Origin of the sequence: Burkholderia sp. MSMB1826, from assembly GCF_001526325.1 — a bacterium.
Lineage (GTDB): Bacteria > Pseudomonadota > Gammaproteobacteria > Burkholderiales > Burkholderiaceae > Burkholderia.
The window spans coordinates 669,510-688,764 of sequence record NZ_LOYN01000022.1 but is presented as its reverse complement, the minus strand read 5'-3'; the positions used below and the strand labels follow the sequence as shown (position 1 = coordinate 688,764).

18 protein-coding genes are annotated in these 19,255 nt (G+C 68.8%); 6 read left to right on the top strand and 12 right to left on the bottom strand.

The window, feature by feature from the left end; translation table 11 throughout:
• Window positions 1–15: 15 nt before the first annotated feature.
• A complete protein-coding gene (locus tag WS95_RS15355; RefSeq protein WP_059779219.1) occupies window positions 16–1,413 on the bottom strand; it encodes an aminopeptidase P N-terminal domain-containing protein in 1,398 nt (465 codons plus the stop codon).
• Between the two features lie 184 nt (window positions 1,414–1,597).
• Between WS95_RS15355 and WS95_RS15350 the strand changes: the two genes are divergently transcribed.
• Window positions 1,598–2,212 carry a glutathione S-transferase family protein gene (locus WS95_RS15350; protein WP_027783574.1) on the top strand — a complete coding sequence of 205 codons (615 nt, stop codon included), beginning with the start codon at window positions 1,598–1,600 and terminating at the stop codon, window positions 2,210–2,212.
• A 109-nt stretch (window positions 2,213–2,321) separates the two neighbouring features.
• Here the strand turns inward: WS95_RS15350 and WS95_RS15345 are convergent, their stop codons facing one another.
• The 3 genes from WS95_RS15345 to WS95_RS15335 form a co-directional block, all read right to left on the bottom strand.
• Window positions 2,322–3,941 carry an FMN-binding glutamate synthase family protein gene (locus WS95_RS15345; protein WP_059824515.1) on the bottom strand — a complete coding sequence of 540 codons (1,620 nt, stop codon included), beginning with the start codon at window positions 3,939–3,941 and terminating at the stop codon, window positions 2,322–2,324.
• Window positions 3,942–4,060: 119 nt separating this feature from the next.
• A complete protein-coding gene (gene mnmA / locus WS95_RS15340; RefSeq protein ID WP_059824514.1) occupies window positions 4,061–5,206 on the bottom strand; it encodes a tRNA 2-thiouridine(34) synthase MnmA in 1,146 nt (381 codons plus the stop codon).
• The gene (locus tag WS95_RS15335; protein ID WP_059779224.1) at window positions 5,203–5,712 is read right to left on the bottom strand and encodes an NUDIX hydrolase; all 510 of its coding nucleotides are present in this window, start codon (window positions 5,710–5,712) and stop codon (window positions 5,203–5,205) included. The genes mnmA and WS95_RS15335 overlap by 4 nt, the downstream gene beginning before the upstream one ends.
• 304 nt (window positions 5,713–6,016) lie before the next feature.
• On the opposite strand from WS95_RS15335, the gene WS95_RS15330 reads away from it, so the two are divergent.
• From WS95_RS15330 to WS95_RS15320, 3 genes are read left to right on the top strand one after another with little or no spacing between them, the layout of a single operon-like run.
• The gene (locus WS95_RS15330) at window positions 6,017–7,156 is read left to right on the top strand and encodes a Re/Si-specific NAD(P)(+) transhydrogenase subunit alpha (protein WP_059824512.1); all 1,140 of its coding nucleotides are present in this window, start codon (window positions 6,017–6,019) and stop codon (window positions 7,154–7,156) included.
• An 11-nt stretch (window positions 7,157–7,167) separates the two neighbouring features.
• Complete coding sequence (locus tag WS95_RS15325) at window positions 7,168–7,494, top strand: NAD(P) transhydrogenase subunit alpha (protein WP_006476884.1); 327 nt, start codon at window positions 7,168–7,170, stop codon at window positions 7,492–7,494.
• On the top strand, window positions 7,491–8,945 hold the full coding sequence (locus tag WS95_RS15320; RefSeq protein ID WP_006483443.1) for an NAD(P)(+) transhydrogenase (Re/Si-specific) subunit beta: 1,455 nt from the start codon (window positions 7,491–7,493) through the stop codon (window positions 8,943–8,945). The genes WS95_RS15325 and WS95_RS15320 overlap by 4 nt, the downstream gene beginning before the upstream one ends.
• 255 nt (window positions 8,946–9,200) lie before the next feature.
• On the opposite strand, the gene WS95_RS15315 is transcribed toward WS95_RS15320, so the two are convergent.
• Together WS95_RS15315 and WS95_RS15310 are read right to left on the bottom strand one after the other, a co-directional pair.
• On the bottom strand, window positions 9,201–9,887 hold the full coding sequence (locus WS95_RS15315) for a helix-turn-helix transcriptional regulator (RefSeq protein ID WP_059501008.1): 687 nt from the start codon (window positions 9,885–9,887) through the stop codon (window positions 9,201–9,203).
• 73 nt (window positions 9,888–9,960) lie between these two features.
• A complete protein-coding gene (locus tag WS95_RS15310) occupies window positions 9,961–10,365 on the bottom strand; it encodes a VOC family protein (protein WP_059824510.1) in 405 nt (134 codons plus the stop codon).
• Window positions 10,366–10,535: 170 nt separating this feature from the next.
• Here WS95_RS15310 and WS95_RS15305 point away from each other — a divergent pair, with 170 nt between their 5' ends.
• Window positions 10,536–10,868, top strand: coding sequence for an ArsR/SmtB family transcription factor (locus WS95_RS15305; protein WP_059501009.1), 333 nt, complete (start codon window positions 10,536–10,538; stop codon window positions 10,866–10,868).
• A complete protein-coding gene (locus WS95_RS15300; RefSeq protein WP_034206439.1) occupies window positions 10,861–11,325 on the top strand; it encodes an SRPBCC family protein in 465 nt (154 codons plus the stop codon). The genes WS95_RS15305 and WS95_RS15300 overlap by 8 nt, the downstream gene beginning before the upstream one ends.
• A gap of 73 nt (window positions 11,326–11,398) precedes the next feature.
• On the opposite strand, the gene WS95_RS15295 is transcribed toward WS95_RS15300, so the two are convergent.
• From WS95_RS15295 to WS95_RS15270, 6 genes are all read right to left on the bottom strand, one after another.
• Window positions 11,399–12,700, bottom strand: coding sequence for a THUMP domain-containing class I SAM-dependent RNA methyltransferase (locus WS95_RS15295; RefSeq protein ID WP_059824508.1), 1,302 nt, complete (start codon window positions 12,698–12,700; stop codon window positions 11,399–11,401).
• 166 nt (window positions 12,701–12,866) lie between these two features.
• The gene (locus tag WS95_RS15290) at window positions 12,867–14,981 is read right to left on the bottom strand and encodes a site-specific recombinase (protein WP_059824506.1); all 2,115 of its coding nucleotides are present in this window, start codon (window positions 14,979–14,981) and stop codon (window positions 12,867–12,869) included.
• A 470-nt stretch (window positions 14,982–15,451) separates the two neighbouring features.
• Window positions 15,452–16,171: a PqiC family protein gene (locus WS95_RS15285; RefSeq protein ID WP_059824505.1), complete on the bottom strand. Its 720-nt coding sequence runs from the start codon at window positions 16,169–16,171 to the stop codon at window positions 15,452–15,454.
• On the bottom strand, window positions 16,168–17,787 hold the full coding sequence (locus tag WS95_RS15280) for a PqiB family protein (RefSeq protein WP_034206443.1): 1,620 nt from the start codon (window positions 17,785–17,787) through the stop codon (window positions 16,168–16,170). The genes WS95_RS15285 and WS95_RS15280 overlap by 4 nt, the downstream gene beginning before the upstream one ends.
• The gene (locus WS95_RS15275) at window positions 17,780–18,415 is read right to left on the bottom strand and encodes a paraquat-inducible protein A (RefSeq protein ID WP_034206444.1); all 636 of its coding nucleotides are present in this window, start codon (window positions 18,413–18,415) and stop codon (window positions 17,780–17,782) included. The genes WS95_RS15280 and WS95_RS15275 overlap by 8 nt, the downstream gene beginning before the upstream one ends.
• Window positions 18,412–19,077 (bottom strand): paraquat-inducible protein A, encoded by a 666-nt coding sequence (locus WS95_RS15270; protein ID WP_034206445.1) that lies wholly within the window; start codon window positions 19,075–19,077, stop codon window positions 18,412–18,414. Before WS95_RS15270 ends, WS95_RS15275 begins: the two co-directional genes overlap by 4 nt.
• Between the last annotated feature and the right edge of the window lie 178 nt (window positions 19,078–19,255).

The window sequence follows — 19,255 nt, the reverse complement described above, 5'->3', positions numbered from 1 at the left end:
GCGGCACGCGGCCGCTCACGCGCCGTGCGCGGCGCCCTCGCGCATCAGCGCCTCGATCTCGTCGGCCGCGACCGGCACGTCGCGCGTGATCAGTTCGCAGCCGTGCTCGCGCACGATCGCGTCGTCCTCGATGCGGATGCCGATGTTCCAGTATTCGGGCGGCACGTCGTCGGCCGCGCGCACGTACAGGCCGGGCTCGACGGTGAGCGTCATGCCGGCTTTCAGCGTGCGCCACGGCAGCGCGCCGTTGGCGTCGCGCGCGGCGAGCCGCTCGCGGTAGTCGCCGCAGTCGTGCACGTCCATCCCGAGCCAGTGGCCGGTGCGATGCATGTAGAAGCGCGTGTACGCGCGCTCGGCGATCGCGTCGTCGACGTTCGAGAAGCGCGTTTTCGGGATGATGCCGGTGTCGAGCAGCCCCTGCGCGAGCACGCGGACGGCTGCGTCATGCGGCGCCTCGAACGGCACGCCCGCGCGCGTCGCGTCGATCGCGGCCTGCTGCGCGGCGAGCACGATGTCGTACAGCGTGCGCTGCGCGGGCGAGAAGCGGCCGTTGGCCGGGAACGTGCGCGTGATGTCCGACGCATAGCCGTCGAGTTCGCAGGCGGCGTCGATCAGGATCAGGTCGCCGTCTCGCGCGGCCGCGTTGCCGGCCGGATAGTGCAGCACGCACGCATTCGCGCCGGCCGCGACGATCGAACCGTACGCGGGCGCCTGCGCGCCGTGCTTGCGGAACAGGTACAGCAGCTCGGCCTCGAGCTCGTATTCGCGGATGCCGGGGCGGCACACCTGCATCGCGCGGCGGTGCGCGAGCGCGGAGATGTGCGCGGCGCGCATCATGATCGCGAGTTCGTGTTCGTCCTTCACGAGCCGCATGTCGTCGAGCAGCGGCGTGAGGTCGAGCAGCGCGTCCGGCGCGGCGACGCCCGTGCGTGCCTGCGCGCGTACCGCGTCGATCCAGCCTGCGAGCTGGCGCTCGAAGTCGGCCGATGCGCCGAACCGGTAGTGCACGGTGCCCGCATCGGCGAGCAGGCGCGGCATTTCGGTGTCGATCACGTCGACCGCGAATGCCGCATCGAAGCCGAACGCGTCGCGCGCGGCGTCGGGCCCGTAGTGAAAGCCTTCCCAGATCTCGCGGTCGACGTTCTTGCCGCGGCAGAACAGGATCGATTCCGGCGCGCCGTGCGGCGCGGCCGCGTTCAGCACGAGCACGGCATCCGGTTCGGTGAAGCCCGTCAGGTAATGGAAGTAGCTGTCGAACCGGTACGGGTAGGCCGTATCGCGGTTGCGCAGCATTTCCGGCGCGGTGGGGACGATGGCGACGCCGCCGCCCGCGGCACGCAGTGCGGCAAGCACGCGTTCGCGGCGCTGGCGGTAGACGTCGACGGCAATGGCGGTATCGAGGGGCGCATTCATCGTGCGATTGTAGCGCCGCGCGACGCGGTGCGTGAGGGTGGGGCCGCAAGCCGCTCCGGCCAAGGCCCGCGCGGCGGTTGTTGCAAACCATCCACAGGCCGGACGGGCGATTTTCTACCCGGCCGCGCGTGCCGGTTATGATCGGCGACAACGTATACTCTCGGCGGTTCCCTTGAAAAGGCAGATGATGAAATTAATCGGTTCGCTCAGCAGCCCGTACGTCCGAAAGGCGCGGATCGTGCTTGCTGAAAAGAAGATCGACTACAAGCTGGAGCTCGAGAACGTGTGGGCGCCGGAGACGGATATTCATGCATCGAATCCGCTCGGCAAGGTCCCGTGCCTCGTGATGGAGGACGGCGCCGCGGTGTTCGATTCCCGCGTGATCTGCGAATACGTCGATACGCTGTCGCCGGTCGGCAAGCTGATTCCGCCGTCGGGCCGCGAGCGCGTCGAAGTGCGCTGCTGGGAAGCCCTGGGCGACGGCGTGCTCGACGCGGCGGTCGCGATCCGTCTCGAACACACGCTGCGGGAAGAAGGGCAGCGCAGCGCGAGCTGGATCGCGCGCCAGCAACGCAAGATCGACGACGCGCTCGTCGCGATGTCGCAGGGTCTCGGCGGCAAGACGTGGTGCGTCGGCAATCATTACACGCTCGCCGACATCGCACTCGGTTGCGCGCTCGGCTATCTCGATTTCCGGATGCCCGAGCTCGACTGGCGCGATCGCCACCCGAACCTCGACAAGCACTTCGTGAAGCTGCAGCAGCGACAGTCGTTCGCCGATACGCTGCCGCAGAACTGAGCCGCGGCCCGGCCTTCACGCATTCGGCAGACGAAAGAAAAGCGCCCCGCGGGGCGCTTTTCTTTTTGCGGCGCCGGCCGCCGGCCAACGCCGGCGCGGGCCGCGCGCGTCACTCGATCGACGCGTACACGGCTTCGCCGAGCGCAAACGAATCGCTGCGCGCGATCGGCCACCACTTGTCGTACAGGGACAAGCCGCAGGTCTGGCCGTCGAGCAGCGCACCGGGCTTCAGGTATTTCAGCAGTTGCGACATCAGCCGCACCTCGTGCGGCGCGACCCGCTGCACGATGTGATGCGCGCGCAGCTCGGACGGATGCGCGAGGCCGGCCGCCTGCACGAGTTCCTGCAGCGCATGCAGCGTATTGCGGTGGAAGTTGTACACGCGCTCGGCCTTGTCGGGCACGACGAGCGCGCGCTGGCGCACCGGGTCCTGCGTCGCGACGCCGGTCGGGCAGCGGTCGGTGTGGCAGTGCTGCGCCTGGATGCAGCCGACCGCGAACATGAAGCCGCGCGCCGAGTTCACCCAGTCCGCGCCGATCGCGAGCGTACGCGCGATGTCGAACGCGGTGATGATCTTGCCGCTCGCGCCGAGCTTCACGCGATCGCGCACGCCGATCCCGACGAGCGTGTTGTGCACGAGCAGCAGCCCTTCCTGCAGCGGCACGCCGACGTGGTCGGTGAATTCGAGCGGCGCCGCGCCCGTGCCGCCTTCCGCGCCGTCGACGACGATGAAGTCGGGCACGATGCCCGTCTCGAGCATCGCTTTCGCGATCCCGAAGAATTCCCACGGATGGCCGATGCACAGCTTGAAGCCGGTCGGCTTGCCGCCCGACAGCGTGCGCAGCCGCTCGACGAATTCGAGCAGCCCGCGCGGCGTCGAGAATTCCGAGTGCGTCGCGGGCGAGATGCAGTCCTTGCCCATCGGCACGCCGCGCGTCTCGGCGATTTCCGGCGTGATCTTCGCGGCCGGCAGCACGCCGCCGTGGCCGGGCTTCGCGCCCTGCGACAGCTTCACCTCGATCATCTTGACCTGCGGATCGGCCGCCTGCTTCGCGAACTTGTCGGGGTTGAACGTGCCGTCGTCGTTGCGGCAGCCGAAGTAGCCGGACGCGATTTCCCAGATGATGTCGCCGCCGTGCTCGCGGTGGTACTTCGACAGCGAGCCTTCGCCGGTGTCGTGCGCGAAGCCGCCTTTCTTCGCGCCGAGGTTCAGCGAGCGGATCGCGTTCGCGGACAGCGAGCCGAAGCTCATCGCCGAGATGTTGAAGATCGAAATGTCGTACGGTTGCGCGCGATTCGCGCCGACGCGGATGCGGAAGTCGTGGCTCGGCAGCTTCGTCGGCGCGAGCGAATGGCTGATCCATTCGTGCGCGACGGCCTTCACGTTCAGCTCGGTGCCGTACGGACGGTTGTCCGCGACGTTCTTCGCGCGCTGGTAGACGAGGCTGCGCTGCGCGCGCGAGAACGGCTTTTCGTCGGTGTCGTCCTCGACGAAGTACTGGCGGATTTCAGGTCGGATGAATTCGAACAGGAAGCGGAAGTGGCCCCAGAGCGGGTAGTTCCGGAGGATCGCGTGGCGGTCCTGGTTCAGGTCGTACAGGCCGAGCGCGACGAGGGCGATGGGGATGACGATCCACAGCCAGGAAAGAACGTGGGCCGACGCGAGCGCGGCCGCTGCGACGAGCAGCAGCACGGCACACCACATCGCGAGGTAGCGTCTTGAAAGCATGGGGACTCCATAAGAATCTTGAGATACCGCCATGCGTGCGCTGCGAAGGCGGCACACCGGCCGTGGCGGAATCGTGTTCCGCCGGGCGCGGCGTGCCGCAAGTCTAAACCGAATGGATGTCAGCGTGCTTCGGCGAGCGCCGGTGCGCGGCCCGCCGGTGCAGCCTGACCGGGTTGGCCGGTGGCCGCGGACTCGATGATGCCGCCGCCGAGGCAGATCTCGCCGTCGTACAGCACGGCCGACTGGCCGGGCGTGACGGCCCACTGCGCGTCGTCGAACGCGAGCGAGAAGCGTCCGTCCGCGGCCCGGCCGAACCTGCACGCCGCGTCGGCCTGCCGGTAGCGCGTCTTCGCGCCGCACGCGAAGCCGTCCGCCGGCGGCTCGCCGGCGACCCAGCTCACGTTGCCGGCGACGAGCTCGCGCGACAGCAGCCACGGATGATCGTGACCCTGCACGACGTACAGCGTGTTCGACGCGATGTCCTTCGCGGCGACGAACCACGGCTCGCCGCTGCCGCTCTTGCTGCCGCCGAGGCCGATGCCCTTGCGCTGGCCGAACGTATAGAACGCGAGGCCGATGTGCTCGCCGACCACCTTGCCGTCGGGCGTCTTCATCGGGCCGGGTTTCGTCGGAAGATAGCGGTTCAGGAAATCGCGGAACGGCCGTTCGCCGATGAAGCAGATGCCGGTCGAATCCTTCTTCTTCGCATTCGGCAGCCCGATCTGCGCGGCGATCTCGCGCACCTTCGTCTTCGGGATCTCGCCGAGCGGGAACATCGTCTTCGACAGTTGCGCCTGGTTCAGCCGGTGCAGGAAGTACGACTGGTCTTTCGTATGATCGAAGGCCTTCAGCAGTTCGAAACGCCCGTCGCGCTCGCGCACGCGCGCGTAGTGGCCGGTCGCGATCATTTCCGCGTCGAGCGACATCGCGTGGTCGAGGAACGCCTTGAACTTGATCTCGGCGTTGCACAGCACGTCGGGGTTCGGCGTGCGGCCGGCCGAGTATTCGCGCAGGAACTCGGCGAACACGCGGTCCTTGTATTCGGCGGCGAAGTTGACGGCTTCCACGTCGATGCCGATCAGGTCGGCCACCGACACGACGTCGATCCAGTCCTGGCGCGTCGAGCAGTACTCGCCGTCGTCGTCGTCTTCCCAGTTCTTCATGAACAGGCCGACCACGTCGTAGCCTTGTTCCTTCAGCAGCCACGCGGTCACCGACGAATCGACGCCGCCCGACATGCCCACCACTACACGGCGCTTGCTCATTTGCCGACCGCCTGACGTTCGAATGCCTCGGGGCGCGGGGCGACCGAGTGCGTGTGCACGAAATCGAGCGGAATGCGCCGCCCGGCGAGATAGTCGTCGACGCAGCGCATCACCGCGGGCGAGCGATGGCGCTCGCTGCAGGCGCGCAGTTCGTCGGCCGTCATCCACAGCGTGCGGACGATGCCGTCGTCGAGCACATGGCCCGCGACCGGTTCGCCGGCGGTGCCGCAGAACGTGAAGCGCAGGTAGGTCGCGCCGGCGCTGCCGGGGCGATCGTAATGCGCGAGATAGACGCCGACGAGCGCGTCGGGCGTGAACGGGCGCGCGGTTTCCTCGAGCGTTTCGCGGATCACGGCGTCGGCCAGCGTTTCGCCGGCTTCGAGATGACCGGCCGGCTGGTTGATGCGCAGGCCCGTCGAGGTTTCTTCCTCGATCACGAGAAAGCGGCCGGCGCGCTCGACGAGCGCGGCGACCGTCACATGCGGGGTCCAGATTTCGGGTTTCATGGTTCGGCATTTTACCGGTTGCGCCCGAACGCTGCCGGTCGTCCGCCGCCGGCCGTTCGTCAAGCGATCCGACCCTCGCGGATCGCCCGTCCCGGCGCTGCGTGGCGACGCTGCGTGACGGCGCGGGCCAAGCGCCTGTCGCATTCGAGCACGGTCGTGCGGAAAGTGCTGGCGCGACCATCGCTTTCGGTTAAAGTGCAGCGTGAAAGCCGTTGCTCGTGAGCCGGTAAGTCAGCCTGTCCGGCTCGTTGCGCAGTAAAGATCGCAAGAAAAGAAATACTGACAATGACTGGAGGAACTGACGATGCATATTGGAGTGCCTGCTGAAACGCGGGCCAACGAGGCGCGTGTGGCTGCGACGCCGGAAACCGTGAAGAAGTACGCGGCGGCCGGCCATCGCGTCAGTATCGCGAAAGGGGCCGGCAGCGCAGCCAGCTATCCCGACGAAGCCTATGCGGCCGTCGGCGCCGAATTGACCGACCAGTCGGCCGCGTTCGACGCCGATCTCGTCCTGAAGGTCCAGGCGCCCACCGATGCCGAACTGCCGTTGCTCAAGCGCGGCACCGTGCTGATCGGCATGCTCGAGCCGTTCAACGGCGAGCAGGCGGCGAAACTCGCCGCGGCCGGCGTGACCGGTTTCGCGCTCGAGGCCGCGCCGCGCACGACGCGTGCGCAGAGTCTCGACGTGCTGTCGTCGCAGGCGAACATCGCCGGCTACAAGGCCGTGCTGGTGGCCGCGTCGCTGTATCCGCGCTTCATGCCGATGCTGATGACGGCCGCGGGCACCGTGAAGGCGGCGCGCGTGCTGATTCTCGGCGCGGGCGTCGCGGGCCTGCAGGCGATCGCGACCGCGAAGCGGCTGGGCGCGGTGATCGAGGCGTCCGACGTGCGGCCGGCCGTGAAGGAGCAGATCGAGTCGCTCGGCGCGAAATTCCTGGACGTCCCGTTCGAAACCGACGAAGAGCGCGAAGCCGCGCAGGGTGTCGGCGGCTATGCGCGCCCGATGCCGGCGTCGTGGCTCGGCCGCCAGGCCGCGCTCGTGCACGAGCGGGCGAGGCAGGCCGACATCGTGATCACCACCGCGCTGATTCCCGGGCGCCCGGCGCCGACGCTGATCTCGGTCGACACCGCGCGGGCGATGAAGCCCGGCTCGGTGCTCGTCGATCTCGCGGCCGGCCGCGGCCCGGAAATCGACGGCCGCCGGGGCGGCAACTGCCCGCTGACCGTCGCCGACCAGGTGATCGTGCACGACGGCGTGACGATCGCCGGCTACACGAATCTCGCGTCGATGGTCGCGTCGGACGCGTCGGCGCTGTACGCGCGCAACCTGCTCGACTTCACGAAGCTGATCGTCACGAAGGAAGGCGCGCTGAACATCGACCTGACCGACGACATCGTCGCCGCGACGCTGTTGTGCCGCGACGGTGAAGTCACGCGCAAATAACGGAGGAGACCATGGAAGTCATCAATCACACGGTGATCAACGTGATCATCTTCGTGCTGGCGGTGTACGTCGGCTACCACGTCGTCTGGAACGTCACGCCGGCGCTGCATACGCCGCTGATGGCCGTGACCAACGCGATCTCGGCGATCGTGATCGTCGGCGCGATGCTCGCGGCGGCGCTCACCGTCGGCGCGACCGGCAAGTTCTTCGGCACGCTCGCGGTCGCGCTCGCGGCCGTCAACGTGTTCGGCGGCTTTCTCGTGACGAGGCGAATGCTCGAGATGTTCCGCAAGAAGGAGCCCAAGCGCGTCGAGGGCGGCAAGGAGGGCGCGCGATGAGCATGAACGTCGTTACGCTGCTGTACCTCGTCGCGTCGGTGTGCTTCATCCAGGCGCTGAAGGGCCTGTCGAATCCGAAGAGCGCGCGGCGCGGCAACCTGTTCGGGATGGTCGGGATGGCCATCGCGATCCTCACGACGATCGCGCTGATCGTCAAGCAGGCCGCGTGGCTCGGCGCGAACCTGCCGCTCGGCCTCGCGCTCGTGCTCGGCGCGCTGATCGTCGGCGGCGGCGTCGGCGCGTTCGTCGCCGCGCGCGTCGAGATGACGAAGATGCCGGAACTCGTCGCGGCCATGCACTCGCTGATCGGTCTCGCGGCCGTGTGCATCGCGTATGCGGTGGTGTCGGAGCCGGAAGCGTTCGGGCTCGTGCCGCAGGACGCGGTGTCGTCGAGCTTCATCCCGTACGGCAACCGCGTCGAGCTGTTCATCGGCACGTTCGTCGGCGCGATCACGTTCTCCGGTTCGGTGATCGCGTTCGGCAAGCTGTCGGGCAAGTACAAGTTCCGGCTGTTCCAGGGCGCGCCGGTCGTGTACGCGGGCCAGCACCTGATCAACCTGATGCTCGCGATCGCGATGCTCGGCTTCGGCATCCTGTTCTTCATCACGCAGGCTTGGCTGCCGTTCATCATCATGACGGCGATCGCGTTCGTGCTCGGCGTGCTGATCATCATCCCGATCGGCGGCGCGGACATGCCGGTGGTCGTGTCGATGCTGAACTCGTACTCGGGCTGGGCGGCGGCCGGCATCGGCTTCTCGCTGAACAACGCGATGCTGATCATCGCGGGTTCGCTGGTCGGCTCGTCGGGCGCGATCCTGTCGTACATCATGTGCCACGCGATGAACCGCTCGTTCTTCAACGTGATCCTCGGCGGGTTCGGCGGGGAAGCGGCGGCCGGCGGCGCGGCGGGCGCGCAGGAGCAGCGGCCGGTGAAGTCGGGTTCGGCCGACGACGCGGCGTTCATGCTCGGCAACGCGGAATCGGTCGTGATCGTGCCGGGTTACGGGCTCGCCGTCGCCCGTGCGCAGCACGCGCTGAAGGAGCTGACCGACAAGCTGGTCGAGAAGGGCATCGACGTGAAGTACGCGATCCACCCGGTCGCCGGCCGGATGCCGGGCCACATGAACGTATTGCTCGCGGAAGCGGAAGTGCCGTACGAGATCGTGCACGAGATGGAGGACATCAACGGCGAATTCGGCCAGGTGGACGTGGTGCTCGTACTCGGCGCGAACGACGTCGTGAACCCGGCCGCGAAGAACGATCCGAAATCGCCGATCGCGGGGATGCCGATCATCGAGGCGTACAAGGCGCGCACGGTGATCGTCAACAAGCGTTCGATGGCGGCCGGCTACGCGGGTCTCGACAACGACCTGTTCTACATGGACAAGACGATGATGGTGTTCGGCGATGCGAAGAAGGTCATCGAGGACATGGTGAAGGCGGTCGAGTAACGCAGGCGCCGGCACGCGGCGCCCGCTTCGATGCGCGGGCGTCGCGGCCGCGGACGGGCCCGACCGGTGCAGTTCACAAGCCGGCCGGGCCTTTTTCATGGTGCGACGAGGCGTGCGACGCAGGCGGTGACCGTGTCGCGCACGCGGTCGGCCGGATCGATCGGGCACGCATAGCCGCCCGTCGCGACGCACACCGGTTGAGCCCGGCCGCGAAGAACCCGCTCGACGCGACCGCGCGCTCGCCGCCGCGCCGCGTCAGCGCATCGGCGCTTCCGCGATCCGCATGTAGTCGGCGATCCGCCGGCCCTCCATGTCCGGAAACTGCTCGTGCACGGTGATGTCGCCCATCCGCGCGATGTCGAAGGTGCGGAAATCGTCGCGCAGCTCGCACCACGCGCCGATCGTCCAGCGCCCGCCCCAGTAGACGAGCCCGAGCGGCCAGACGCGACGCTGCGAATGCGCGCCGAGCCGGTCGCGATAGTCGAAGCTGACGATGTGGCGCGTGTCGATCGCCTGGTGGATCGCGTCGACCTTCGCGCAAAACGTCGCGTCGATGTGGAACGACGGCGCGAACACGGGCAGCCGGTCGAGCGCGGTCCGCTTGTCGGCCGGCATCGCGGACGCGATCTTCGCGAGCGCCGAGCGCGCGCCGCTCGCGAAGCGCGCACCGCCCCAGGTCTCGAGCATGCGCGCGCCGGTGGCGAGCGCCGCCAGCTCCTCGGCCGTGAACGTGAGCGGCGGCAGGCTCGCGTTGCGGTTCAGCCGGTAGCCGATGCCGGCCTCGCCTTCGATCGGCACGCCCGACAGTTGCAGGTCGCGTACGTCGCGGTAGACCGTGCGCGGCGACACCGACAGCCAGTCGGCCAGTTGTTGCGCGGTCGTGAGGCGACGCCCGCGCAACAGCTCGGCGATCTGGAACAGGCGGTCGGCACGGCGGGTCATGACGGCACCTCGATTCCTCTGGCTACGGGGACTTCGCGATGATAGCGCCGCGCGAGCCCGCTGGCCGCTGCGCTCAGTGGCATTTCGGCGCGTGCAGGCCGACGCGGTTGCCTTCCGTGTCGATCAGGTAGCCGACGTAGCCGTAGTTGTTCGGCAGCTCGACGACGGAGCCCTGCACGACGCCGCCCGCGCGCTTCGCGCGTTCGAGCGCCGCGACGACCGATTCGCCGGCGTTCAGGTAGACAAGCACGCCGTTCGCGCTCGGCTTCATCTGCTGCGGATCGAACACGATGCTGCCGCCCGTGCTCGATGCGTCGCGATCGAACGTCGCCATCGGCACGCCGCCGATGACCTTGCGCTGCAACGTGGTTTGCAGCACGGTTTCGTAGAAGCGGATCGCGCGGTCGAAATCGAGGGACGGAATGTCGAACCAGGCGATCGCGCGTTCCAGGGTTGCAGTGGCGGTTGCTGACGTCATGACGAGCTCCTTGTGTTGCGTTGTTATGCGGATTCGATGGGAAAACCAGCCTGCATTGCGCCGGGATTGCAGTGTGATCGCGGGCTGCTGACACCGTATTGTCAGTAGAGTTGTCACCCTTGACATGCAACCATTCGGTTGCATAATAAGGCCATCGACCCGGGAGCGGCATGGATCTCGTTTTCAAGGCACTGGCCGACGCCACGCGCCGTCGGTTGCTCGATCTGCTGTACGCAAAAAACGGCCAGACCGTGTCCGAGCTGTGCGACGGGCTCGCGATGAGCCGGCAGGCCGTGAGCAAGCATCTCGCGCTGCTCGAGGCCGCGAACCTCGTCGCGACGACGTGGCGCGGTCGGGAGAAGCTGCATTACCTGAATCCGGTGCCGATCCATGACATCGCGCAACGCTGGATCGGCAAGTTCGAGCGTCAGCGCCTGCAGGCGCTGGCGGACCTCAAGCGGGGGCTGGAAGCGCCCCGCGACACGGGAGACGACAATGGGTAATCCCGATTTCGTGTACGTGACCTTCATCGCGGCCACGCCCGAGCGCGTGTTCGACGCGCTGACCAATGCCGAGCTGACGAAGGACTACTGGGTGCGGCATCGCAACGCGTCGCCCGACTGGCGGCCGGGTTCGCGGTGGGAACATCAGGACTACGACGATCCGTCGCGGGTCGACATCGTCGGCGAAGTGGTCGAGCACGATCCGCCGCGCCGGCTGGTCGTCACGTGGCGCACGCCGTCGGGGGAGGGCGAGGAATCGCGCGTGACCTATCTGGTCGAGCCGCACGAGGGCGTCGTGAAGCTGACCGTCACGCACGACGGGCTGGTGCCCGGTTCGGAGATGGACCGCGGGATTCGCGGCGGCTGGCCGGTCGTGCTGTCGAGCCTGAAGACGCTGCTCGAGACGGGGCATGCACTGCCGTTTACGATGGCGCGCTGGTCGCAGTCGAAGCATTGACCGGCAGCGGAAAAGCACAGGGGCCGCGATGGCGGCCCCTGCACGTCGTGGCTTGCGCAAGCGCACGGATGGCTTACGCGTCGCCCTCCGGCGCGGCCGCGCGTGCCTTCACGCTGCCGGCGATCAGGTCGAAGCGGAACAGCCGGCATTCGAGCGCGCCGTTGAACAGCGGCGTCTTGGCCGATTCGCGCAGGCGCAACTGGCCCGGCAGCGAACGGTCGGACGTCAGCAGGAACGCCTGCCAGCCCGTGAAGCGCTGCTTCAGCGCATCGCCGAGCGCGTTGAAGAACTCGCTGTCCGGCGCGTCGGTGTGCGTGCGACGGAATGCGTCGTCGTTGCCGCGGTTGCGGCCGGTTTCGCGCACCTCGCCGCGCGCGCTGCGGCCGCGCACTTCGATCCGCTCGCCGTACGGCGGGTTCGCGAGGAGGATGCCCGGCCCGTCGCACGGCGGCGTCATCCCGCGCGCATCGACCTGCTTGAGCCACACCGACGGCACGCCCGCGCGCTCGAGGTTCGCGCGCGCCTTCTCGAGCATGTCGCCGGAGATGTCGCTGCCGTACACGCCGAGCGCGTCGCCGCGCCTGGCCCGCGCCGCGCGCTTCGCGTCGAGCGCCGGGACCTTCAGCCCCTGCCACGCGGTGATGTCGTACTGCTTGAGCTTTTCGAAGCCGAACCGGCGCTCGACGCCGGGCGCCACGCCGAGCGCGATCTGCGCGGCTTCCGCGAGGAACGTACCGCTGCCGCACATCGGGTCGTACAGCGCGGTGCCGGGCGTCCAGCCGGTCAGGCGCAGGATGCCGGCCGCGAGGTTCTCGCGCAGCGGCGCCGCGCCCTTGTCGAGACGCCAGCCGCGCTTGAACAGCGGCTCGCCCGACGTGTCGAGGTACAGCGTGCATTCGTCCGCCGTCAGGAACGCGAACACGCGCACGTCCGGCGCACCGGTGTCGATGCTCGGGCGCGCGCCGGTCTTGTCGCGCATCCGGTCGCAGATCGCGTCCTTCACGCGCAACGTCGCGAATTCGAGGCTCTTCAGCGGCGACTTGATCGCGGTGATGTCGACGCGCAGCGTCTGCGTGGCCGCGAACCAGCGTTCCCACGGTTGCTCGAGCGCGAGCGCATAGACGTCCTGCTCGTTGCGGTACGCGCGGTGCGCGATCTTCAGCAGGATCCGGCTCGCGATCCGCGAATGGAGGTTCGCGGCCATGCCGGCGGCCCAACCGCCGCTGAAATGGACGCCGCCCGGCACCTGCGCGCCCGCGGTGAACGGCGCGCCGTTCAGGTGGCGGCCGGCGATTTCGGCCAGCTCGGCGGCAAGCGCCGCTTCGAGGCCGCGCGGGCAGGGGGCGAAGAATTCGAACAGGGTGGGCGAGGACATAAGGCGGGTGAGGACGTGCAAAAGTCCACTATTGTACGCGGCGCAGGCGACCGGGGCCGGCGTTTCGGCGTGGCGGCGCCGGCGCGGCGGCCGCTCGCGCGTGCCGGGAGGGCGACGGGGGCGGCGGGGCGCCGCCGCTCCCCCTCCCCGCCGCCCCCGCCGCCGGTCAGTGTGCGCCCGGCTGGCCGGCGCGCGCGGCCGAGTTGCCCGCCGGCCAGAACAGCGCGGACGGCTTCGCGAGCACCGTGCGGACGATCGCGGCGACGAGCGCGCGCACCTTGGTCGGGCGCAGGCTGCGCGAGCGCACGGCCATCGTGAACGCGAGTGCGAAGCTCACGAGCACGTTGAGGAAGGCCATGCTGAGCACGCCGGCGCCGGCCCACCACAGTTCGGGCGTGCGGAGCGCATCCTTGCCCAGCACGCCGAGCGCGACCCCGATCGAGCCGGCCGACAGCGTCACGTGCCGCACCTCGAACGGGAACATGAACACGGTGACGATCGCCGGGACGAGGCCGAGCATCAGGCCGAGGCCGACGTTCGCGACCACGCCGGCGACGTTCGACCGGCAGAAATGCGCGAGCTTCGCGGCGCCGGCCGCGCCGAGCGTCAGGCGCAGCCGGCGGTTGTACGCGAGCGCGTCGCCGACGCGGTGCAGCACGAACCAGTTGTCGGCCCAGCCCGCGAGCAGGCTCGACGCCCACAGCAGCACGCCCGTGAGCGCCGCATAGAACGGCGTCGGGCCGAGCAGCGAGAACGAATGCAGCGTCGCGTGCGCCTTCTCCGGCGAGATCAGGTTCGTATGCGTGACGTTGGCCGCGAACAGCTGCACGAGCAGGCACACGGGCAGCACGACGACCACGTTCCCGGAAATCGCGGCCGCCTGCGTGCGGATCAGTGCGATCACCGACGCGACGAACGCCTTCACGCCTTCCTCGTGACCGGTGTCGTCGAGTTCGCGCGCGAGCGTCGGCGCGGTCATCGCCGGCTGCTTGGTCGCGAGCGTGAAATGCAGGAAGTGCATCAGCATGAAGCTGGCCGCGTAGTTGATGCCCGCCAGCAGCCCTTCGAGCATCGACTGCAGGTGCGCACCCGTGATCGCGAACTTCACGCACACGGTCGCGACCGTGACGAGGCCGCCGCCGGCCGCCATCCGCAGCATCTTCAGATACTCGGCCCGGCCGCGCGAGATGTAGTGCTCGCCGGTGTCCGCGTTGGTCTCGACGAGCTTGCGCGCGAACAGCGAGAAGTTGCTGCGCACGAGGTGCGCGACGCTCTGGCTGCTCTGGTTCGCGTCGACGAGCTCGGCGGTCAGGTGCGCCATGCCGTGCAGGTCGTCGCGCGCCATCCACGCGTTGAGCAGCATCTCCGCGCGCAGGATGCGCATGCGCATCCGCTCGACCTGGAACACGATGTCGACCGACACGCCGTTGCGGTACAGGTGCGCGAACACGTTGTCGACGGCGATCCGGCATTCGTCGAGCAGCACGCGCAGGTAGTTCACCTCGTGCAGCAGCTTGCTCGGGTCGCCGCCGTCCTCGACGGCCGCGTGCGCGGTCTCGACCGCGAGCATCGCGCGCGTGAGGCGATAGAACGGCTGCGATTCGAGCGGCTTGCGCGCATCGTCGTCGGACAGCCGGCTGCGCACCGTCTGCGACAGGCCGGTCGAGCTGATCTGGCAGGTCAGGTTGTGCAGCGCGGCCAGCAGGTCGCGCGAGAACGAGCCGGGCTCGTGGCGCTCTTCGTCGGTGACGTCGAACGAGAGCAGTTCGGCGAGGCGCGCGAGCAGATCGTCGGGCAGCGCGTCGATCCATTTCGCGTCCTCGGGCGTCGGGAACATCAGCGTGAACAACGCCGACAGCTCGCGGCGGTTCGGCGCAGGCGGGATCAGCGACGAATCGATCCGCTCGAACAGCGCGCCGAAGAAGCCCGAATGCACGGGCATGCCGGCGTCGCACAGCAGCGAGATGCCGTCGCACTCGCGCAGGATGCCGCGCAGGATGCGCGCGGCGTGCGCTTTCCACGCGGGGTTGCGATCGAGCACGTGGAACAGGTAGCGCAGCCGCGCATGCGCCGGATACGCGCGCGTGTCGGCGTCGCGCTCGGCCGGCGTGTCCTGCACCGTGCCGTTGCGGCGCAGCCAGTGCGCGAGCTCGATCAGCCATTCGCTGCGCTCGGCGTACGACGCGTCGGCGTCGGCATGCGCGAGCAGCGCATCGAGCTGGTGACCGGCATTGCGCGACGCGCGCCACTTCTTGATCAGGGTCGTCAGGGAACGAAACATAAACGGAATAGCGAAAGCCCGGGACGGGCGGGTTCGGGATGCCGGCCGGGAAACGGCGCGGCGCCGGGAGAACGGGTGAGACGGGGCCGGCGCCGGACGGGGCGCGGCGACCCGCGATGCGGCTGCCCCGCTGCGGTGCACGCCGACCGCGCGCAGCGCCGGGAGGCACGGCGTCCGGGCCGAACGCGGCTCGGCGCCGCTGGCTGGTGCGCACGACGAACGGCGCGAGCCCGAAAGTGCGTAGGATCGTCAATCGGGCCGGAAAACGCAAGCCGACCGCGTTGCATGGCGCGGGTTCCGGCGGCTTTGACAAAGAATGTAAAGGGCCGTTCGGCCGATGAAGGCGGTGCGCGAGGCCGGCGGCGTGCAGCCTCCGACGGGCGGCGCGCGCGGCCGGTCGCGCCGCGCCGTTCGACACCGCGCGGGCGAACGCCGTGCCGAACGTTCGCCTGCGCGCCGTCGGCGTTCGCTTATGCGCCGGACTTGCCCGTCGCGCCGGCGTCGCCGCCGGACGTCGGGTTGGCCGGGCACGGCACGACCGGCGCGGCCGTCGTCTTGCCGCCGGTCGCGGCCGCGGCCGGCGCGCCGCGGCGGGCGGCCATCGCGCGCACGCCGTCCGCGGCCTGCGCGGCAAGCGCGTCGAGCGCGCGCCGGTGGCCGGCGACGAGTGCGTCGTAGCCGTCGGCGACCGGTTCGACGACGCTCGTGCGGCAGGTCATCACGGCCTGCGTGGCGAGCGAGCGCACGCTCCACACGGCGTCGATCGCGGCCCGTTTGCCGGGCCACGACTCGAAGCGCTGCACGTTCACGCTGATGCGGTACACGGGCACGCCGGCCGGATAGGCGGAATTCGCGACGTCGATCGTGCCGAGCCGAGCGGCGAGATCGTCCGACAGCGCGCGGCGGATCTCGTCGGCGGGCGGCGACGCCCAGCGTTCCTGCTCGAGCACGTCGACCTGCGCGGCGTTCTTCTGCACGACCAACTGGTTCCTCGCGACCTGCTCCGGCACGCCGACCGACGGCACCTCGATCAGGAACGCCGGGTTGGCCGGCGCGGTGCGCAGCGGCGCCGCGGCGTCGGCCGGGCTGAGCGTGTAGAACCGCGCGGGCGGCGAGCTGCATGCGGCGAGCGCGAGTGCGGCGAAGACTGCCGCCGCGCCGCTCGCGAAACCGTTCACGCGTGTCGTCATGGTTTATCTCCTGGCTTGCCCTTGAGCAGCGATTCGGGGTGGCGCTCCAGATAGTCGGCGAGCGCGTTCAGCGATTGCAGCGTGCGCGTGAGTTCCTTCAGCGCGCCGCGCACGTCGGACTGCAGCGGCGAATCCTGCTGCAGCGTCGCCTCGGCGGTCGAGAAGGTCTGCTTCGCGGCCGACAGCGTGTCGCGCGCTTCCGGCGCGACCTGCGTGTCGAGCTGCTTGAACAGCTTGTCGGCGTTCGCGAGCGCGCTGTTCAGGTTCGCGCCGATCTGGTCGAACGGTACCTTGTCGAGCTTCTTCGCGATGTCGGCGACCTGCAACTGCAGCTCGTCGAGCGTATTCGGCACGGTCGGCAGCTCGAGCGGCTGGCGGGCCGTGTCGATCTTCACGGCCGGCGCCTTCGGGAAGAAGTCGAGCGCGACGTACAACTGGCTCGTCAGCAGGTTGCCGGTGCGCAGCTGGCCGCGCAGCCCGTGCTGGACGAGCCGCTCGACGATTTCGCGGCGCGCCGGTTCGCCCTTGCTCTCGATCGTCTCGCGGAAGCGGCGGCCGAGGCGTTCCGGATACACGTTCATCGTCACCGGCATCAGGAAGTTCTTCGTCTTCGGATCGAAGTCGATGCCGATGTTCGTCACTTCGCCGAGCACGATGCCGCGGAAGTCGACCGGTGCGCCGACGGCGAGCCCGCGCAGCGACTGGTTGAAGTTCATCACGACCTGCAGCGGCTGGCCGTCCGGGTCGCGCATCGCGTCGCCCTCGTCGGAGCCGAGACGGAACGTCGTGTTGTTCGGCGCGGTCGTGCCGCTGCCCTGGTTCGGCGGCGTCTGGAACGCGATGCCGCCGAGGATCACCGTCGCGAGCGACTGCGTGTTCAGCTTCAGGCCGCTCGAGTCGAGCCGCAGATCGACGCCGCTCGCCTGCCACCAGCGCGAGTTCATGCCGACGTACTGGTCGTACGGCGCATTGACGAACACGTTGAACGTGACGCCCGTGCCGTCCTTGTCGAGCGAGAAGCCGACCACCTGGCCGACCTGGACGCGGCGGTAGTAGACCGGCGAGCCGATGTCGACCGAGCCGAGCGAATCGCCGCGCAGCACGTACTGCGTGCCTTTCTGGTCGCCCGTGACGGCGGGCGGCGTCTCGAGGCCGGTGAAGTCGGTCAGCGTGTCCTGCCCGTGACCGGCGTCGACGCCGATGTACGCGCCGGACAGCAGCGTGCCGAGCCCCGACACGCCGGTCGCGCCCACGCGCGGGCGCACGATCCAGAAGCGCGAGCCCTGGACCGCGAAGTCCTCGGCTTCCTTCTTGAGCTGCACCTGCACCAGCACGCGCGACAGGTCCTTCGACAGCTTGATCGTCTTGACCATGCCGATCTCGACGTCCTTGTACTTGACCTGGGTCTTGCCCGGCTCGAGCCCTTCGGCGCTGTGGAAGCTGATCGTGATTTCCGGGCCGCGCTCGCGCACGGACTTGATCACGAGGCCGATGCCGATCAGCGCGGCGATCAGCGGCACGAGCCAGACGAGCGACGGCAGCCAGCCGCTTTTCGTCGAGATCGCCGGATCGGGCGGCCGGGGCGCGTCGTGCTGCGGGCCTTGTGGACTATTCATGGTGATTCCCTGAGGTTTCGACTGGATCCCAGATCAGGCGGGGATCGAACTGCATCGACGCGAGCATCGTCAGGATCACGACCGAGCCGAACGCGAGTGCGCCGGGGCCGGCCGTGATGACGGCGAGCGAACGGAAATGGACGAGCGCGACGGTCAGCGTCACGACGAAGATGTCGAGCATCGACCAGCGGCCGATGCGCTCGACGATCCGATAGAGGCGCGTGCGCTGCAGCGGCCGCCAGGCGGCGCGGCGCTGCGCGCTGGTGACGAGGATCGTCAGGACGGCGAGCTTGAGCATCGGCACGAGAATGCTCGCGACGAACACGACCACGGCGAGCGGCCAGTCGCCGGACGTCCAGAAATAGATGACGCCGCTCATGATCGTGTCCTGCTGCGACCCGACGATCGACGACGTCCGCATGATCGGCAGCAGGTTCGCCGGAATGTAGAGGATCGCGGCCGCGAGCAGCAGCGCCCACGTGCGCATGACGCTGTTCGGCGTGCGCACGTGAAGCGCGCTGCCGCAGCGCGCGCAATGCGCGTGCGGCCGGTCGATCGTCTGCACGAGCCCGCACGCGTGGCAGCTGGCGTAGCCCTCGCGGGCGGCGGTAGGCGTGGGCTGCGTCATCGGCGCGGCGCGTCCGGCAGCGGCGCGGCCGGGTCGGGCCGCTCGGGCGCGCGGCCGGCGCGCAGGTCGTCGGCGATGTCCCATACCGTGCGCGGGTCGAACATCAGCACGACGGCGGTCATCAGCGTGAGCGCGCCGAACGCGAACAGCGCCGCGTCGGGCACGACGCGCGCGAGGCTCACCATCTTCACGATCGTGACCACGATGCCGAGCATGAACACCTCGATCATCCCCCACGGCCGCACGAGCTGGATCGTGCGTAGCACGAGGTTGAGGCCGGGCGGCACGATGCCGCGCCGGATCGGCAGCAGCACGTAAAGGAGCGCGGCCATCTCGACGAGCGGGAACAGCACGGTCGAGCAGAACACCATCACGCCGACGATCGCCATGTCCTGATGCCACAGCGCATCGATCGCGCCGATCAGCGTCGTCTGCACGCGTGTGCCGTTCAGGTCCATTTCGAGGATCGGGAACGCCTGCGCGATGACGAACGTGACGAGCGCCGCGACCGCGAGCGCGGTGATGCGCTCGATCTGCGTGGTGCTGTTGCGATAGAGCAGCGCGTCGCAGCGCGGACAGCGTGCGATCTCGCGGCCGCTCAGGCGCGGTTTATGCAACAGTGCGTCGCATTCGTGGCAGGCAATCAGGTCGTATCGTTGCATGGAAAAGGCGGTGCTGCGACGGCCGGGGGAACGCGTCGACGGGGCCGGAACCCGCGCCAATCTTACCAAAAGGGCTTTTTCGATGGGTCAAGGATCGTGCGTTGCGTGACCGGTCGGTAACATGACGGGAAGCCGTCAGCCGACTGGCGCGCCTGTCCTCAGAGTCCGCGCGCGTCAA

Coding starts and splice junctions, on each gene's coding strand:
- WS95_RS15355 (WP_059779219.1), bottom strand. CDS start 1,413: ATGAATGCGCCCCTCGATACCGCCATTGCCGTCGACGTCTACCGCCAG.
- WS95_RS15350 (WP_027783574.1), top strand. CDS start 1,598: ATGATGAAATTAATCGGTTCGCTCAGCAGCCCGTACGTCCGAAAGGCG.
- WS95_RS15345 (WP_059824515.1), bottom strand. CDS start 3,941: ATGCTTTCAAGACGCTACCTCGCGATGTGGTGTGCCGTGCTGCTGCTC.
- mnmA (WP_059824514.1), bottom strand. CDS start 5,206: ATGAGCAAGCGCCGTGTAGTGGTGGGCATGTCGGGCGGCGTCGATTCG.
- WS95_RS15335 (WP_059779224.1), bottom strand. CDS start 5,712: ATGAAACCCGAAATCTGGACCCCGCATGTGACGGTCGCCGCGCTCGTC.
- WS95_RS15330 (WP_059824512.1), top strand. CDS start 6,017: ATGCATATTGGAGTGCCTGCTGAAACGCGGGCCAACGAGGCGCGTGTG.
- WS95_RS15325 (WP_006476884.1), top strand. CDS start 7,168: ATGGAAGTCATCAATCACACGGTGATCAACGTGATCATCTTCGTGCTG.
- WS95_RS15320 (WP_006483443.1), top strand. CDS start 7,491: ATGAGCATGAACGTCGTTACGCTGCTGTACCTCGTCGCGTCGGTGTGC.
- WS95_RS15315 (WP_059501008.1), bottom strand. CDS start 9,887: ATGACCCGCCGTGCCGACCGCCTGTTCCAGATCGCCGAGCTGTTGCGC.
- WS95_RS15310 (WP_059824510.1), bottom strand. CDS start 10,365: ATGACGTCAGCAACCGCCACTGCAACCCTGGAACGCGCGATCGCCTGG.
- WS95_RS15305 (WP_059501009.1), top strand. CDS start 10,536: ATGGATCTCGTTTTCAAGGCACTGGCCGACGCCACGCGCCGTCGGTTG.
- WS95_RS15300 (WP_034206439.1), top strand. CDS start 10,861: ATGGGTAATCCCGATTTCGTGTACGTGACCTTCATCGCGGCCACGCCC.
- WS95_RS15295 (WP_059824508.1), bottom strand. CDS start 12,700: ATGTCCTCGCCCACCCTGTTCGAATTCTTCGCCCCCTGCCCGCGCGGC.
- WS95_RS15290 (WP_059824506.1), bottom strand. CDS start 14,981: ATGTTTCGTTCCCTGACGACCCTGATCAAGAAGTGGCGCGCGTCGCGC.
- WS95_RS15285 (WP_059824505.1), bottom strand. CDS start 16,171: ATGACGACACGCGTGAACGGTTTCGCGAGCGGCGCGGCGGCAGTCTTC.
- WS95_RS15280 (WP_034206443.1), bottom strand. CDS start 17,787: ATGAATAGTCCACAAGGCCCGCAGCACGACGCGCCCCGGCCGCCCGAT.
- WS95_RS15275 (WP_034206444.1), bottom strand. CDS start 18,415: ATGACGCAGCCCACGCCTACCGCCGCCCGCGAGGGCTACGCCAGCTGC.
- WS95_RS15270 (WP_034206445.1), bottom strand. CDS start 19,077: ATGCAACGATACGACCTGATTGCCTGCCACGAATGCGACGCACTGTTG.